At 49.9% G+C, this 14,806-nt stretch carries 14 protein-coding genes; 2 read left to right on the forward strand and 12 right to left on the reverse strand.

The genetic code is table 11. The features are described from left to right. Window positions 1-90: 90 nt before the first annotated feature. Entirely contained in the window at window positions 91-474 is a 384-nt protein-coding gene (locus ACR9Y8_RS15145; RefSeq protein ID WP_481214084.1) for a winged helix-turn-helix transcriptional regulator, read from the reverse strand. A 105-nt stretch (window positions 475-579) separates the two neighbouring features. On the opposite strand from ACR9Y8_RS15145, the gene ACR9Y8_RS15150 reads away from it, so the two are divergent. After that, on the forward strand, window positions 580-1,266 hold the full coding sequence (locus ACR9Y8_RS15150) for a DsbA family oxidoreductase (RefSeq protein WP_481214085.1): 687 nt from the start codon (window positions 580-582) through the stop codon (window positions 1,264-1,266). A gap of 19 nt (window positions 1,267-1,285) precedes the next feature. On the opposite strand, the gene ACR9Y8_RS15155 is transcribed toward ACR9Y8_RS15150, so the two are convergent. The 5 genes from ACR9Y8_RS15155 to ACR9Y8_RS15175 all read right to left on the reverse strand — a co-directional run bounded on the left by ACR9Y8_RS15155 (window position 1,286) and on the right by ACR9Y8_RS15175 (window position 6,234). After that, window positions 1,286-2,536, reverse strand: coding sequence for an SGNH/GDSL hydrolase family protein (locus tag ACR9Y8_RS15155; RefSeq protein ID WP_481214086.1), 1,251 nt, complete (start codon window positions 2,534-2,536; stop codon window positions 1,286-1,288). Between the two features lie 79 nt (window positions 2,537-2,615). Then, entirely contained in the window at window positions 2,616-3,290 is a 675-nt protein-coding gene (locus tag ACR9Y8_RS15160; RefSeq protein WP_481214087.1) for a chitosanase, read from the reverse strand. A gap of 20 nt (window positions 3,291-3,310) precedes the next feature. Continuing rightward, on the reverse strand, window positions 3,311-4,582 hold the full coding sequence (locus tag ACR9Y8_RS15165; RefSeq protein WP_481214088.1) for an MFS transporter: 1,272 nt from the start codon (window positions 4,580-4,582) through the stop codon (window positions 3,311-3,313). 79 nt (window positions 4,583-4,661) lie between these two features. After that, window positions 4,662-5,252 carry a TetR/AcrR family transcriptional regulator gene (locus tag ACR9Y8_RS15170; RefSeq protein WP_481214089.1) on the reverse strand — a complete coding sequence of 197 codons (591 nt, stop codon included), beginning with the start codon at window positions 5,250-5,252 and terminating at the stop codon, window positions 4,662-4,664. A gap of 136 nt (window positions 5,253-5,388) precedes the next feature. After that, window positions 5,389-6,234 (reverse strand): hypothetical protein, encoded by an 846-nt coding sequence (locus tag ACR9Y8_RS15175; RefSeq protein ID WP_481214090.1) that lies wholly within the window; start codon window positions 6,232-6,234, stop codon window positions 5,389-5,391. Window positions 6,235-6,542: 308 nt separating this feature from the next. Here ACR9Y8_RS15175 and ACR9Y8_RS15180 point away from each other — a divergent pair, with 308 nt between their 5' ends. Beyond that, window positions 6,543-7,928: an alpha-L-fucosidase gene (locus ACR9Y8_RS15180; RefSeq protein ID WP_481214091.1), complete on the forward strand. Its 1,386-nt coding sequence runs from the start codon at window positions 6,543-6,545 to the stop codon at window positions 7,926-7,928. Window positions 7,929-7,966: 38 nt separating this feature from the next. On the opposite strand, the gene ACR9Y8_RS15185 is transcribed toward ACR9Y8_RS15180, so the two are convergent. From ACR9Y8_RS15185 to ACR9Y8_RS15210, 6 genes are all read right to left on the reverse strand, one after another. Then, window positions 7,967-9,103 carry a bile acid:sodium symporter family protein gene (locus ACR9Y8_RS15185; protein WP_481214092.1) on the reverse strand — a complete coding sequence of 379 codons (1,137 nt, stop codon included), beginning with the start codon at window positions 9,101-9,103 and terminating at the stop codon, window positions 7,967-7,969. 18 nt (window positions 9,104-9,121) lie between these two features. After that, window positions 9,122-10,045 (reverse strand): RraA family protein, encoded by a 924-nt coding sequence (locus ACR9Y8_RS15190; protein ID WP_481214093.1) that lies wholly within the window; start codon window positions 10,043-10,045, stop codon window positions 9,122-9,124. A 29-nt stretch (window positions 10,046-10,074) separates the two neighbouring features. Continuing rightward, complete coding sequence (locus ACR9Y8_RS15195; protein ID WP_481214094.1) at window positions 10,075-11,361, reverse strand: amidohydrolase/deacetylase family metallohydrolase; 1,287 nt, start codon at window positions 11,359-11,361, stop codon at window positions 10,075-10,077. A gap of 17 nt (window positions 11,362-11,378) precedes the next feature. Beyond that, window positions 11,379-12,602, reverse strand: coding sequence for an aminotransferase class V-fold PLP-dependent enzyme (locus tag ACR9Y8_RS15200; protein ID WP_481214095.1), 1,224 nt, complete (start codon window positions 12,600-12,602; stop codon window positions 11,379-11,381). A gap of 21 nt (window positions 12,603-12,623) precedes the next feature. After that, the gene (locus tag ACR9Y8_RS15205) at window positions 12,624-13,082 is read right to left on the reverse strand and encodes a RidA family protein (RefSeq protein WP_481214096.1); all 459 of its coding nucleotides are present in this window, start codon (window positions 13,080-13,082) and stop codon (window positions 12,624-12,626) included. Window positions 13,083-13,237: 155 nt separating this feature from the next. Continuing rightward, entirely contained in the window at window positions 13,238-14,794 is a 1,557-nt protein-coding gene (locus ACR9Y8_RS15210; RefSeq protein ID WP_481214097.1) for a SusD/RagB family nutrient-binding outer membrane lipoprotein, read from the reverse strand. Window positions 14,795-14,806 lie beyond the last annotated feature (12 nt).

Here is a 14,806-nt window from a genome sequence, read left to right on the forward strand (position 1 = left end):
ATGCCGCTTCCAATAGACTACACCAGATAAATTACAGCAAGGATTATTAGATTTTGATTGTTGATGATAACCGAATATAAGGAAAATAGATCAAACCGCTACCGCTTTTTTCTCCTTCTCACGGTTCCGGATCTTATGACGATGGGCCTCTCCCCATTCTCTCAATGCTCCGATAACATTCCCTAATGTATCACTGTATGGGGTTAACTCATACTCCACCGTAACCGGTATCGTATCATACACTTTACGCTCAATAAAATCATTCATTTCAAGGTGCTTTAATTCATGAGAAAGCACTTTAGCAGAAATACCCTTTACAGCTTTCTGCAATTCCCCGAAGCGTTTATGGCCTTCTCCAAGGGCGATGATAATGGGAATCTTCCACTTGCCATTCAGCACATACAGTGCGTCCTGCACTGCCCCTAGTGCACCAAGACATTCTTCTGCGCTGGGTTTGTCTTTATGTCCTAACATAACAGATGGTTTAGTTGACCAGGCATAAGCACTAACCTTTAGGTAAGTACTTACTTTTTGTAAGCAAATATACGTACTTTTGATGTTACAACATATATTTAGATTATGAAAGTAGAAATATGGTCGGATGTAATGTGCCCGTTCTGTTATATCGGTAAGCGGAGGTTTGAGAAGGCGCTGGCACAATTCCCGCAGAAGGACAACATAGCGGTAGAATGGAAAAGTTTCCAGCTGAACCCGGAGCTGGTGAAAATCAGCGGACAAAGTGTCCATGAATACCTGGCAGAGCGTAAGGGCTGGACATTGAGCCACGCCAAACAATTAAATGAGCAGGTGACCACCATGGCAGCCGAGGTAGGCCTGGAGTACAATTTTGACAAAGCAATAGTGGCCAATTCTTTTGACGCGCACCGCTTTGTACACCTGGCCGCTAAATACGGACTGGGCGATGCCGCTGAAGAAAGCCTGTTCAAAGCCTATTTTACGGAAGGGAAAGATATTTCAGACCGGGAAGTATTAGCGCAGCTGGGCGCCGGGATAGGCCTGGATGCTGAAGAGGTAAGCACCACTCTTTCCGGCAATACCTATGCCCGGGAAGTGCAGCAGGACATCGCTGAAGCAGCCACATTGGGTGTAAGAGGCGTACCCTTCTTTGTGATAGATCGTAAATATGCGGTTTCAGGCGCGCAGTCCGAAGATATATTCCTGAAAGCGCTGCAGCAGTCTTATAATGAGCAAGCCACTACAGATAGCAATGGCAATGCCTGTTCTATAGACGGAGATTGTGCGTAAGATGATATGCAGGGCGGGTTTATTGCTGTAACGCGCCCACCATCATGATCTTGCCGATATAAAAGTCATTCTCTTTATACTTTACCGCATCCTGCGCCGCGGCGGGCTTTACCAGTTTAAACTTGTCGATAGGCGTTGGATCGGGTTTGAATACAACGGTATGCGTGCCCTCTCCTAATGAGTCCAGCACAAAGTAATGCCTCCGATAGTTACCCCCGTATTTGTCAAAGCGGGTTTTCCGGATGGGCGGCTTGCCGTCGACAGTGATCAGGGCTGCGCCCGAAGTGGGGCCGATAATATCCTGTACACCGATCGCTGATCCTTTAAAGCGAACAACCAGGCTATCCTGCGGATCATCTGAATAGATCAGGTCAGGAAAGGCAGTGGCAAAGCTTTTGAGATCCGGGTTATCCTTCCCGCTTTTCCAGCCTTTGGTTTTCTTAAACATAGCCGGTGAATACTGGGCGGTTTGCTCATAACAACCAGGCGTTAGTGGCGCGGGCAGTCGCTCAGACGCCTGTGCCTGTACGCCGTTCTTTTCCATATCCATAAAAGCATTGGCAATAGTGGCGGTGTAGATCTGGTGCCCGGCTACTGTTGGGTGTACGCCATCAAAAGTGAAAACAGTTTGCGCGCCGTAATCATTGCCTTTTTGTCCGCGGAAAACAAGCGCATTCTTTTGCAGCTGGCCAAGCACATCCCAGCTAAGGTTAATGGATGGCAGGCCGTAATACTGGGCAATCTGCTCGGTATATTTAACGGAACGGATCTCTTGCCCCTGCTGCAGGTCTTTCAGCATGGGCTCTGATACGGTGTAGAGAAAACATATATCCGTATGCGGGTTGTGCTTTTTGATCTGCCGTACAATGCCTTCCATTGCTTTGTGGATATTGACAGAATCGGAGCCATCGTTTACGGCATATTCTATGAATACCAGGTCGGGGTTATACTGCAGCACATCGTCCTGCAGGCGGAAAACGCCCAGGTCTGAGCCGGTGCCGCCTACTCCGGCATTGATCGCCTTGATACGTGCCTTTGGATACTGCTGCCGGAACCACTGTTCTGTTTGCACCCGGTACCCCGGCGCCGCTGTAATACTGCCTCCCAGGTAAGCGATCACCACCGGGCCGCCGTTCTTCAGCTTAGTGAGCACACTGGGTAAACCCCGCCGGGCATGTAATGCAGGCTGCTCAGCTGTCTTATCATACTGCTTTTCGCCATGCGCCGCCATAGAAAAGGCCAGCGCCAGCACCAGGAACATTTTATTCATACCTGAAGTTACGGCAGCTATTACCAAGCTGCCATAACTCATTTCAGTACAAATATGATGCTGTTTTTCAGCTAAACTGTTAAGGGATTGTTACACCGTTGGCGCGTAAGGGTTTATCCAGCTGCCAGTTATCCTGCCTGATCGCTTCCAGGTAAGCTTTGGTACGGTATACCGTGGGATGCAGCACCTTTCTAGGGTGATTGGCCAGCCAATCCTGCCGTACCCTGAGGTATTCGGCGATCCATTCTTTTTCGTCGCCACCCCGCAAAGGAGTTGCTTCCGGGAAGCGGCCACGCAGAAACGCAGGGATACCACCGGAATGGATATAGCTGTCGTAGATGACCAGCATGCTAAGCGGCAGGGTAAATTTCTCCTGGTCGAAAAAGTGGGTAGCCGGCACGTAATAAAGAATCTCAAAAGTCTCATCCTGTGCCTCCCTCATCAGCGGGTCTTCATTTGCACTGGTCTTTAACAGCTGTTTGAATGCAGCGTCATTCACCAGCGGCTTTTTGCCAATCAGGGGCAGGAATGGGCTGAACGCTCCTGCAAATTTACCACCGGAATTTACGTACCGCTGGATAATATTCTTCAGGTTACCCTGCTCGGTAGCCTGGCTTCTGCCGTAGGTGATCTGCTTTACGCCGTTCTTTCCATCGGCCAGTATTGTTACCTGGTCATAACGGCCATCCGGCGTTCCGGTTTCCATCACATTCACAATCTGGATGATCTTCTTTTTCTGTTGATCGGTGATCATATGGGGAAGGAGTTTAAGGGTTATACTTCAGCTGGCAAATCTACCGTTTTTTCCGCTGGCTTTTTACCTGCTGAAGGAGTCACCATTTTGTTCACGAACCGCATCATGATAATGGTAATGATCATGGCGCAGATCACAACATCGCCCAGGTAGTTATAATGTTGAATGGCGCCCGTGCTGGTTTGCACGACTATCAGGCCAGCTACTGCAGAGCCGATGCCGCCGGAGATCTGCTGCACGGAGGAGTTTAGGCTCATAAAGGCGCCTCTGTCCTGCGGGGCCGGAACAGCCGTTGTCAAAGCCGAAGCAGAGATCATGCGGGAAGACACCCCCAGGAACATCAGTATGTTGATCAGTGCGACCACTGCAAAGGGCGTAGTACCAAGATTTGTGTAAATGGCCACCGTGGTCATGGTAAGCAGAGAGCCAGCCACAAAGATGTTGAACTTTCCTACCTTATCGCTCAGTCGCCCTACGAGGGGGCCGAATATGGCGGAGAATATACCGGTGATCAGATACAGGAGGGTCAATTGATCCATCGAAATTCCCAGGTTATGCGTGGTGAAGGCGCTGGCAAAGGGCATCAGCATAAAGCCACCTGTAGCTAGCAAGGTGGTGGCAGCAAATGCCAGGAGGTGGCGGGGCTTGATCATGGTTTCGAACAGGTGAACAACAGGATTCTTTTCTGATCTGATCTGCAGATGTGCAGTAACCGGTTTCATATAAACCATGATCAGGATGCCCAGTAAAACGCCGAAAGCAGTGATCATAAGGAAGGGCGCATGCCAGCCGAAATGATTGGCCAACAGTAAGCCTATCGGTATACCTAATACCTGGCTGGCGGAAAAGGCCATTTGTACAAAGCCCATTACACGGCCTCTTACTTCCATTTTGAACAGGTCTGTAATGATGGCAAAGCTCACAGAGCCTACTACTCCTCCAAACAGGCCGGTAACGATCCGCGCAATGAGCAGGAAATGGTAGTCAGGCGCTATACCACAAAGAAAAGTGCCGATGATAAAACCGGTGTAAAAGAACATCAACAGTTTCTTACGGTCAAATTTGTCGGCAAAGCCGGCTGTCAGCAGGCCTGCTATGCCTGCGCTGAATGCATAGGCCGATACTACCAGGCCGAATTGGGAAGTATTGATCTTTAGTTTTTCCAACAGCAATACGCCCAGTGGCGACAGTACCATGAAGTCCAGTACGATGGTGAATTGCAGTATGGCCAGGACAGCTATTATAAACGCCTGGTAAGAGGTGAAGGTCTTTGGTTTGGCGGATAAAGACATAACGTTGTTATTTTAGGATGATGCAAGAATAGGCACTATTTAAGTGAGCGCTCATTTAGTTATAATGGCAAAAAAAAGGCTACGGTTTTAATGCTTTCAGTACGAGTTCCAATGTTTGCATGATCGTTTTCTCATTGAGGACAAACTTCCTGCCGGTAAACGTTTTACCCTGCTGGTGGAATTTTATCAACTGGTACATAGGGGCATATGCAACACTCCAGTACACTTCGAAGGAGAGCGGCATCAGCTCTTTCCGTTCAATGGCATTGTTAACGAACTTCCCCATTACATCCCTAAAGCCCCTGCTCAATTCAGCCTGGATCTGTTCGTAATAGTTAGAATACCGGATCTGTTCAATGAACTGTACTTCCAGCGGATACTTCAGGTAAAATTGCATGCGGTTCAGCCACTGTTTCTTTAAGCCTTCTGCAAAAGATGCATCGGGATCAAAATCTTCCAGGCTGTCTGCCAGCATTCTTTTGGACACAGCTGTTCCCAGCTGCAGAATAAGGTCTTCCTTGTCTTTATAATAAATATAGATGGTGGCAGGAGAAACGCCCGCTGCCTTAGCGAGCCTGTTCACGCCAAAACCGTCCAGCCCTTCTTTCACTACCATCTCGATAGCCTTCTGGCGGATGATGCGTTCTTTATTTTCGTCTCTTGCCCTCATGCTGGCACAAAGATAAGTGAGCGTTCGCTCATTTAAAAATATTTTTCTGTTATGCTAAAAAAAACTCTGCCGGAGGCCTGTTATTGGTAACAGGGTCCGGCAGAGCGGGTAAAACCATTGCTTCTAAAAGAAGTTGTTATTGCACCGCAACAGTAGTATTCTTATTCACGATAGGCCATACACCGGGTGTGGGTACGCTTACGCCTTTGGTGCTGCCTCTTTGCATGGCATCTTTACCAAAGTAGTAGAGCGGGTGGCCTTTATAGGAGAGCTGTACTTTACCAAACACGTGCAGCGTATCGAAATCTGTTTTAGCCAGGATAGACGGAACGCTCCTGATATCGCTCACTTCGTATATGGGCCATGTTGGATTGTTCGAGAAGTCTGCCTTGGTGTAAGTATTCTTTTTAAACTTATCCGGTTTAAAGGCGTACAAGGTCCTGCCGAAAGCATCGGTCATATATTGTGTTATTTCTTTACCGGGCAGGTACTGGCTGTTATACTCTACAGAATCATTGCCTACCAGCTGCGTATTAGCCAGCATAACGGTGTAGTCGGTTTTGGCTACGAACCATACATTACCAACTGCTTCGCCTTTTACATCGCCTGCAGCTGCATCCGGTGCATAATAATACAGGGGCCATCCTTTATAGGTGGTTTGTTTGGAGCCGTCGGGGCGGGTAATTACGCCAAAATCCGCAGCATGTAAGCTGGTATCTCCCAGTGTAGGGCTGGCTTTATAAAATACAGGCCATGCTGCCAGACAGCCACCTGTACAGGTAGAAGCACCGTTGGCATCATTGGAAAAGAAATACAGGGTTTTGCCTTCGCTATCTGTCAGATACGCCCCAAGTGTGGCGTTGCTGGATATCTGGATATCGGCCTTGGGGGGAGTATTATTATCATCATCCTTGCTACAAGCTACAATCGTACTCACGAGAGTTGCCACTGAAAGAAACGTTTTTATTGCTCTGGATCTCATAACTTTTTGTTGACTGATTAATGATTTAAAAAATTTGATCAGGATGTGCACTCCGGAATACTAATACGGGGTTATTTTGCTAAGGTTGCTTGAGACAAAAAATTTTTTCCGGCCGAAATGGGTAAAAAACTATGATTATCTGCGAAAATCATTTTAAAAAGTACCTGGTTTATTAGCGACCTTTAAATAGTATAGTAGCCAGGAAGAGCTTTGCTCTTATTTTTTTCCCAAATTGTGCAAACGATTGCAAAAGACAAGGGCCATCATCTTCCTGCTCCAGATTTGTCATCATTCTATTAATACCCGTTATGAAAAAACTGTTTCTCCTATTATTCGTATTAGCCGGGATCACAACTGCGACTACCGCACAAACTTCGCTGACAAAGGATCAGCGCATGCAATGGTGGCGGGAAGCCCGTTTCGGTATGTTTATACACTGGGGCGTTTATGCGGTACCGGCAGGCATTTATGACGGGCACCCCGTTGGCCGTGCATCAGAATGGATCATGAACCGGGGAAAAATACCCGTAGCTGTTTACCAGCAATACGCTAAGTCATTTAACCCTGTAAAATATGATCCGGAGGCATGGGTGAAAATGGCCAAAGAAGCGGGTATGAAATACATCGTGATCACCGCCAAACATCATGACGGGTTTGCGTTGTTCAAAACCAGCGCCAGTTCCTGGAACGTAGCAGACGCTACTCCATATGGAAAAGACCTGCTTAAACCGCTGGCCGAAGCCTGCCGCAAATATGGCATCAGGCTGGGCTTTTATTACTCCCAGGCGCAGGACTGGAACAATCCCGGCGGCGCTGCTGCCCGCAAGGTAACATCCGAAGGATGGGCCAACCCCGATTCGGCAAAGATTGATGCCTATACGAAGGAGCATAGCGGCCATTGGGATCCTTTACAAACCTCGGCGTCCATGGATACCTATATAGATAAAGTAGCTGTACCGCAGGTAAAGGAGCTGCTCAGCAATTATGGGGATGTAGCCGTATTGTGGTGGGACACCCCTACCAATATGACAGATGCCTATGCAGAAAAGCTGAATGCCCTGCTGCGCCTGCAGCCGGAAATTATTACCAACGACCGCTTAAAACGGCCCAATTTCCCGGGCGACTATAAAACCCCTGAACAGAAAATACCCTCCTTGCATGAACTGGATGGGCGCGACTGGGAAACCTGTATGACCATGAACGGCAGCTGGGGTTACAAAAGCACAGATAACAAATGGAAAAGCACAGCAACCCTGGTACGTAATTTAATAGACATCGCCTCCAAGAACGGGAACTACCTCCTAAATGTGGGCCCCACTGCCGAAGGCGAATTTCCGCAAGGCAGCATTGATGCATTAAAGCAGATAGGCGCCTGGATGAAAGTAAACGGCGAAGCCATTTACGGCACTAAGGGCAGCCCCCTGGATACGCTGTCATGGGGCAGATGCACACGCAAGGAAAGCAGGAACGGCACCATTCTTTACCTCTCAGTATTTAAATGGCCCGGCGATGGCAAATTGCTGGTACCCGGACTGAAGAATACCGTTAGCAGCACAAAGCTGCTGGCCAACGGCGCAACTTTAACAACTACTGCAGATAAGGACGGACTTATTATCAATGTACCAGCACAAGCGCCAGACAACATAGCAAGCGTAATCAAACTGGAAGTACAGGGAACTATAGCAAGGCAATAATCACAGGGCGGGATACCATATAATGGCAACATCGGTTGTTATCCATTTGTTACTGCGGTAGCCTGCACAGCAGGTTCGGGATCCTCCTTCCCTTCAGGCGGCCTGCGATGCCACCAGGAAGCCAGCAGCGAACCGGTAATGTTCATTACCGGGCCAAAGATGGCGGGCGCTAATCCTACCGTGGCGATCTTTCCCATTTCCTTGGCAATGGCAGATGCCAGTCCACCGTTCTGCATACCCACCTCAATGGCAATGGTACGGCAGTCCTGTTCTTTCATCCGTATCAGGCGGCAAAACCAGTAGCCCAGCGTATACCCCGCCAGGTTATGGGTAAGCCCCGCCAGCACCAGTAAGAGCCCTACATTCAGCAGGCTTTCGCGGCCATGGGCAGTGATGATCACAATAATAAATGCAATGGCGGCCATAGAAAGCTTCGGCATCAGCTTGTCCAGCCAGCCAATGCGGCCACTCAGAAAATGATTGAACACCAAACCGCCTGCAACGGGGATGATCACCATTTTGGCAATATCCCACATCATTTTCTGTACGCTGATCTCAATGTAGTTACCTGCCAGCCATTGCATCAGCAGCGGGGTTAAAAAGGGCGCCAGCAAGGTGGACACGGCTGTCAGCGTAACAGAAAGCGCGAGATTGGCCTTGGCCAGGTAAGAGATCACGTTGGACGCCATGCCACAGGGTGCTGAACCTATCAGGATCACACCTGCAGCGATCTCCGGTGGGAAACGCAGGGTGGTAGCTAACAACAACCCTACCAGCGGCATGATGGTGAAATGGCAGGTAATACCAATAAATACGCCTGCAGGCATTTTTACCACACCGTAAAAATCACGCAGGCTCATGGAAGTACCCATGCCGAACATGATGACCTGGATCAAGGGCGTGATCAGCAGGGAAAGGTCCCAGCCATTAGGCTTTGTAAAAGGCTGCGGGTAGAACATGGCCGTTGTTACGGCGGCAAATATCATTAAAGTATACACGAAACCTTTGGTAGCCGTATGCCTGTTGCACAGCACCGCCAGCACCGCCCAGAACGCGATCATGAAGGGCCCCGCCTGCGCCGTTTTCCCGGTGCTGAACAGGATGACGTTGAGCAGCAGCAAAATGCCTGCTGCAATAGCCAGGAACAGACTTGGTCTATTGGAGGAGAATGACATATCAGACGGTTTAAATGCTTACCAGGTTCTTCCCTGTAAATATTGATCCAGCTTTTCTTTATTCAGCTGTATAGGGCCAGGATGCTGTTGCAGCCATTGCAGGAATTCTTCCTTTATTTTTTCTGTCCATTGGTTATCGATCTCACCAGGTGTGTATTTGCCAGACTTCAGCATGGCGTGGCCAAATTCATCTTTCATGCCGATGAAGATCGCGGTGTTGATCACCTTTTCGGCCATGTGGGCAGGTATAAAAAGGATGCCTTCGCGCTGGGCCAGCACCAGGTCGCCGGGCAGTACCACGGCACGGCCTATACGGATGGGTGTGTTCAGTCCCATGAGCACGGAATTCTTCAGGTAAGAAGGATCCCAATCGCGTACAAAGGCATTGAACCCGGTGATATCCGCCAGGCCTTCAATATCACGGGCGGACGCGTCGAATACCACGCCATTGCCCGTACGGCTAAAGATGGCATTGCCCAGGTTATCGCCAATCAGTGTGCCTTCTGCTATTTTACCAAAACCATCTGCCACATAGATATCGCCTTTGGTAAGCTGCTGAATGGGCCAGGAATTGGTATTGCCTTTGAATCCCTTGCTGTGGCCCCTTTCCAGGATGTTCTTTTCCACGTCAGGACGAGAGGGCATATACATGGCGGTAACCGCCCTGCCTATCATGGGCGTTTCGGGGTGCAGTATTTTCCAGCCGCCTTCAAACTGGCAGTGGTAGCCTTCATTATCCAGGATGGTCCATGCTTCTTCAATACCGATATGCTTTGCTTTTTCCAGCAGGCTGTCGGGTATTTTAGGGCGGCCATCCGGGAAGCGTTCTCCCTTCCAGGCAGACGTAAGAAAGATCAGCTCTTCTTTTGAAATAGTTTGCGCGGGCAAAAGGCCGGGCAGGCAAACAAGCAGTACGAACGCTAACAGGTGTGTTATCCTCATGATTGCAATAATGTATCAGTTTGATGGAATCAATGATCTCCGGGATCTTCTGCCGACATCACCGCCGCCGGGTCATAAGGCGTGCTGGCCAGGCCATTCAGGTCGTACACCACCTTGCCTGCCCGCAAAGTTAGCTCACATTCCAGTTTCTGGTTGCCATCCAGGCGGCAGTTGATCGCATCAATGAAACCGAACCTGCCTTTCACCAATCGCAGGATGGCGATATCTGCCACGGCTCCTTTTGACAGGTGCCCCAGCTCTTCATGTTTAATAGCTTTAGCCGGCTCCCAGGTGGAAGCTTTTATGACGGCTGCTACATCCATGCCCAGGTTCAGGCATTTGGACATTACGTTCAGCATATCTTTCATACCGGCGTTCATACTGGTGGTGTGAATATCCGTGCTGATCGTTGAAGGAAAGAAGCCGGCTTTCATCGCAGGCACTGCCTGTGAGAAAGCAAAGCTGGCCCCGCCATGTCCTACATCAAAAATGATCCCTTTCTCGCGGGCGGTTTTTGCAAAAGGTTCCAGGATGCCCTTTGCATTTACGATCGCCTGGCGGCTTTTCAATTGTGCGTAGGCGTGGGTGAATATATCTCCCGGCCGCAGGTGCTCCATGAACAATGCCTCCAGTGATAAGGGGGGCTGTTGTGAGCCGAAGTCCACCATCACCGGCACGTTGGCCATCTTGCCTGCTTCCACGGCGCGGTCAACCGGCGTCCACTCTGCGCCTACATAATGCGCCAGCTTAATGCCTACCAGGTAGGCCTTATTATGCAGGATAGTGAGGGCGGTCATCTTTGCGTCCATATCTGCTGCATTTTGTTCATACACGCCGCCACGCATGCCCTCTCCTACTATGTTCAGAAATGCCAGCACCCGTGTTTGCGAGTGCATGATGGTCTGCTTTTTAAACAGCTCAAAGTTCTTCCAGCCGGCGCTGCCTGCATCCACTACGGTGGTTACCCCGCAACGGAAGGTGAAACCGTCCGGCGCTACGGCAATGTAGCTGTTATTGAGGTAACGGTTTTCTTCTGTGCCTGCAAAATTATGGGTGTGCATGTCTATCAAGCCGGGCGTAACATACAGGCCTTCGGCATTGATCACCTGCCTGGCCGTTGACGGGTTGATGCTGGTTGCTACTGCGGCGATGGAGTCACCGTTCATGGCGATATCCATCACACGGTCAATGTTGTTCTTCGGGTCGATGACGTGGCCGCCTTTGATAAGCAGGCTGTATTGCTGTGCAATACTTGCTCCGCTGAAAAACAGTATGCCTGCGAAGAGCAGGCACCCGTTCTTCATGAATCTTTTCATCCGATATATTTTAAATGTTAGGACACTGCAGACAGCGCTTCCTTCAATTTTGCTGCTACGATCTTTTCCTGTCCGGGTACCAGCATCCAGGTGGTGATGCTGATGCTTTGTTTATCCTTATAATGTCCGTCTGCTACTTCGATAGATGGGTTTCCGTTGCGCAGCTTCTCCCTTAATTGCGCGGCGGTATGGGGCACTTGCGCATCCCATGAAACGTGGAGGGTGGGAATGTGATTGGCTACAGCCGGTACTTTTACTTCCACCATTACGCCCGGTACAGATTTGGCGGCATCACCTATCAGGGCGATCTGGCTTTCCCATTGTTTCCATTCCCTGGCATGGTCGCGGGCTACATACATTTCCAGCGCTACCATCATGCCCAGGATCTCTTCCTTATTTATTTTCATACCACGCCCAATGGTGTTGCCCCGGGGAGGCATGCTTAACCTCGCCGCCTTGAGGTACTTTTCCTTACCTAAGAGAAGGCCTGCGCTTTGCGGGCCACGGATGCCCTTACCGCCGGAAAAACAAACCATGTCGTATCCCATTTCGGTGTATCGCCAGAGGTTCTCTACCGGCGGCACATCTGCGGCGCAGTCGATCATGGCGGGGAGGTTATGGTCTTTGGCGATCTTGATCCAGTCTTCCACCAGGATCTTTCCCTCAAAGTTATTGGCGTTCACAAAAAAGAGCATGGCGGTCTGGTCATTGATGGCCTTCTCCAGCTCTTCCCGGGTTTCTATCATGATCACCTTTACGCCGGTGTTCTTCAGGGCATGTGCGTAGGGAATGTCGTGCGCTTTCTGCATGATCACTTCCGTTTTCATGCCGCTGCCTTCCAGGTATGGCACCATCGCCACTTTCTTTTCATCCATACCGGCCAGCACACCGGTGAGGCCGAGGGTAATGGCGGAGAATGCACCTGAGGTCACCACGGCATACTCGCTGCGCACCAGGGAAGCAATGCGCTGGCCTGCCTTATCCTGGATCTCATCCAGCATCACATATTCTTTGGATGCATACTGAATGGCCTGCAGCACTTCCGGCAGCATCAGGGAGCCGGTCATCGCGGTATAGGTGCCTGCGGCATTGATAAACGTGCGTACGCCCAGTTCCTTGAAATAATCTTTGCCGGCTGCCGGCGCTTCTTCCAGGAAGGGAAGCACTTTAGTGGTGCCTGCCAGTCCACCCAATAGGGGAACGGCAGAAAGATTCTTTATTAAATTCCTGCGAGAGATCATATACTGCTATTTAAGATCAGTTTATTCTGCAGCGATGCAGTCCATTTCTACCAATGAGTTGCCCGGCACGCCGCCATATACTGCCACCGTAGTGCGTACCGGCGGGTTGTCGCCAAAGCGTCCGCGAAATACCTCGTTCATGCCTTTGTAATCATTCAGGTCGTGCAGGAAAACGCTCACTTTCAGCACTTTGTCCATGGAGGTACCGGCTTTTTTCAGCTGTGTTTCCATTTCCTTCAGTACATGATCCGTGTGAGACTTAATATCGCCTTCGAAATGCGCCCCGATGCCGGCGATAAAAACAAAGCCATTGTGCTTGGTAATGCTGGAGAACAGCGGCTTTTCCTGGTCATACACCACGCCCTGGGCCTGTTTGTTGAATGTGGCGGTGGAGGCAGCTTTGGCTACTGCGCCGAAACCGGCAATACCTGCGATAGACGTGAACAGTTTCTTAATGACGTTTCTTCTTTCGTTTATCATAAACTAAAATTTAGCTTTTAGCTGTTAGCTTCTGGCTGTTAGCTGCGGGATTACCTAAAGACTAACACCTAAAAGCTAAAACTGTTTATCATAATCTGAATTAGCTATTAGCTGCCAGCATTCACTAAACGCTGACAGCTAATGGCTAAAAGCTGTTATTTATCCCACCATATACGGGTGGTGAATTCGTTCGGACCCTGGCGCTGAACTGCCTGCTGGAAGTTGGCGTTGTTCACGCTTTCTTCCGAGGGGGGATAGATCAGGCGCCGGGGGATGGTCCCGTTAGTAATATTGCCCGGGATGTTCACCGGCGTCAGTACGGGGAAGTTGGTACGGCGCCAGTTAGACCAGGCCTCCTGTTCGTCTATCAGGAGGGCTACCCACATCTGGGTGTGGATCTGGTTCAGTTTCTCGTTCAGGGTACCGCCGCTGTTAAAGGTATGGCCAGCCAGGTAAGCGCTGATACGTTCGTTGCTGATCACGCCACCGGCGCCGAATATTGACCAGTTACGCATAGCGGCGCTGATCCCATTTTCATAAGCTGCTGCTGCGTCGCCTGCATACCATCCACGGGCTGAAGCTTCCGCCAGCAAAAGGTTCATTTCAGCAGCGCTCATGATAATAAAGGGTGCAGCTTTCAGCAGTACCGTGTTGGGATTGGGCTCTGAATAGCTCACAAAATCAGCCGGCTTACCCAGCAGGCCGTTAGGCATACCTTTCTGCAAGGCAGTACTGGTATCCGGCTTGCCGCCTACCCATACTACTGCGATGACATTGAGACGGGGATCATTATTGGTTTTCAGGTAGTCAATCAATGTTTTGGCATACTTGCCGCCCTCCGTATTACCGTCGCCATTGGCCGCCGCAAAATTGTTGCTCAGCATATCGTAGGATGCGGGGTTCTGGTTGTAGGTCTGCGGACCGTCTGCATACTTCATGGTGGCCCTGTCGCCATCAGTGGTGATCACACCGCCGGCAATGGCTTTTTGCACCCATGTTTGTGCCGTTGCCGGGTCTACCTTGGTAAGGCGCATGCCCAGGCGCAGCATGAGGGAATAGGCCAGCTTTTTCCACTGTGTGATATTGCCGTTGTAAATAAAGTCGCCGGCCCCAAAGCTGGGCTGTGCAGCATTAAAAGCGGCGGCCGCTTCATCCAGCTCTTTCAGCATGTTAGGATAGATAGCTGACTGCTGGTCATAAGCGGGGGTGAAATTATTCTCCGTATAGCCTTTTACTGCATCGGTATAAGGCACATCCCCGAAAAGATCTGTGATGCGGTGCATGATATACACGCGCCATATACGGGCGATGGAAAGTTTGTTCACATTCACGGCAGCATCCTGCTGCAGGGCATTGATCACGGAATTCACTTCGTTGACTGCCCCGGGATAAGTATTCTCGAAATAAGCATAGGGATAACTGCCCTGCTGAAAATAATATTTATCGCCCAGCCCGGGCACATCTTTGTAAGTGGCATAGTGTTGAATGGCGCCGCCCGCGCATACCATGCTGGTAGAATACCAGGTAGTGATGGTAGTGCCGTAGCCTCCGCTTACCCCATCCATCAGCGCCTTACTGAACAGGAATTCAGGCTGCGCATTGGGAGAAGCGTCGGGATTGGTGTTCATTTCCTCAAAACCTTTATCACAGGCCTGCAATGCCAACACCCCCATTACAGCAACATATATCAGTTTGTTAATGCTTCTTAACATAGTCTCTTTGAT

Source organism: Chitinophaga sp. SVR4-12A (genome assembly GCF_056754765.1).

Bases quoted from the DNA above. Each gene is read 5' to 3' on its own strand.
- ACR9Y8_RS15145 (WP_481214084.1), bottom strand. From the start codon at position 474: ATGTTAGGACATAAAGACAAACCCAGCGCAGAAGAATGTCTTGGTGCA.
- ACR9Y8_RS15150 (WP_481214085.1), top strand. From the start codon at position 580: ATGAAAGTAGAAATATGGTCGGATGTAATGTGCCCGTTCTGTTATATC.
- ACR9Y8_RS15155 (WP_481214086.1), bottom strand. From the start codon at position 2,536: ATGAATAAAATGTTCCTGGTGCTGGCGCTGGCCTTTTCTATGGCGGCG.
- ACR9Y8_RS15160 (WP_481214087.1), bottom strand. From the start codon at position 3,290: ATGATCACCGATCAACAGAAAAAGAAGATCATCCAGATTGTGAATGTG.
- ACR9Y8_RS15165 (WP_481214088.1), bottom strand. From the start codon at position 4,582: ATGTCTTTATCCGCCAAACCAAAGACCTTCACCTCTTACCAGGCGTTT.
- ACR9Y8_RS15170 (WP_481214089.1), bottom strand. From the start codon at position 5,252: ATGAGGGCAAGAGACGAAAATAAAGAACGCATCATCCGCCAGAAGGCT.
- ACR9Y8_RS15175 (WP_481214090.1), bottom strand. From the start codon at position 6,234: ATGAGATCCAGAGCAATAAAAACGTTTCTTTCAGTGGCAACTCTCGTG.
- ACR9Y8_RS15180 (WP_481214091.1), top strand. From the start codon at position 6,543: ATGAAAAAACTGTTTCTCCTATTATTCGTATTAGCCGGGATCACAACT.
- ACR9Y8_RS15185 (WP_481214092.1), bottom strand. From the start codon at position 9,103: ATGTCATTCTCCTCCAATAGACCAAGTCTGTTCCTGGCTATTGCAGCA.
- ACR9Y8_RS15190 (WP_481214093.1), bottom strand. From the start codon at position 10,045: ATGAGGATAACACACCTGTTAGCGTTCGTACTGCTTGTTTGCCTGCCC.
- ACR9Y8_RS15195 (WP_481214094.1), bottom strand. From the start codon at position 11,361: ATGAAAAGATTCATGAAGAACGGGTGCCTGCTCTTCGCAGGCATACTG.
- ACR9Y8_RS15200 (WP_481214095.1), bottom strand. From the start codon at position 12,602: ATGATCTCTCGCAGGAATTTAATAAAGAATCTTTCTGCCGTTCCCCTA.
- ACR9Y8_RS15205 (WP_481214096.1), bottom strand. From the start codon at position 13,082: ATGATAAACGAAAGAAGAAACGTCATTAAGAAACTGTTCACGTCTATC.
- ACR9Y8_RS15210 (WP_481214097.1), bottom strand. From the start codon at position 14,794: ATGTTAAGAAGCATTAACAAACTGATATATGTTGCTGTAATGGGGGTG.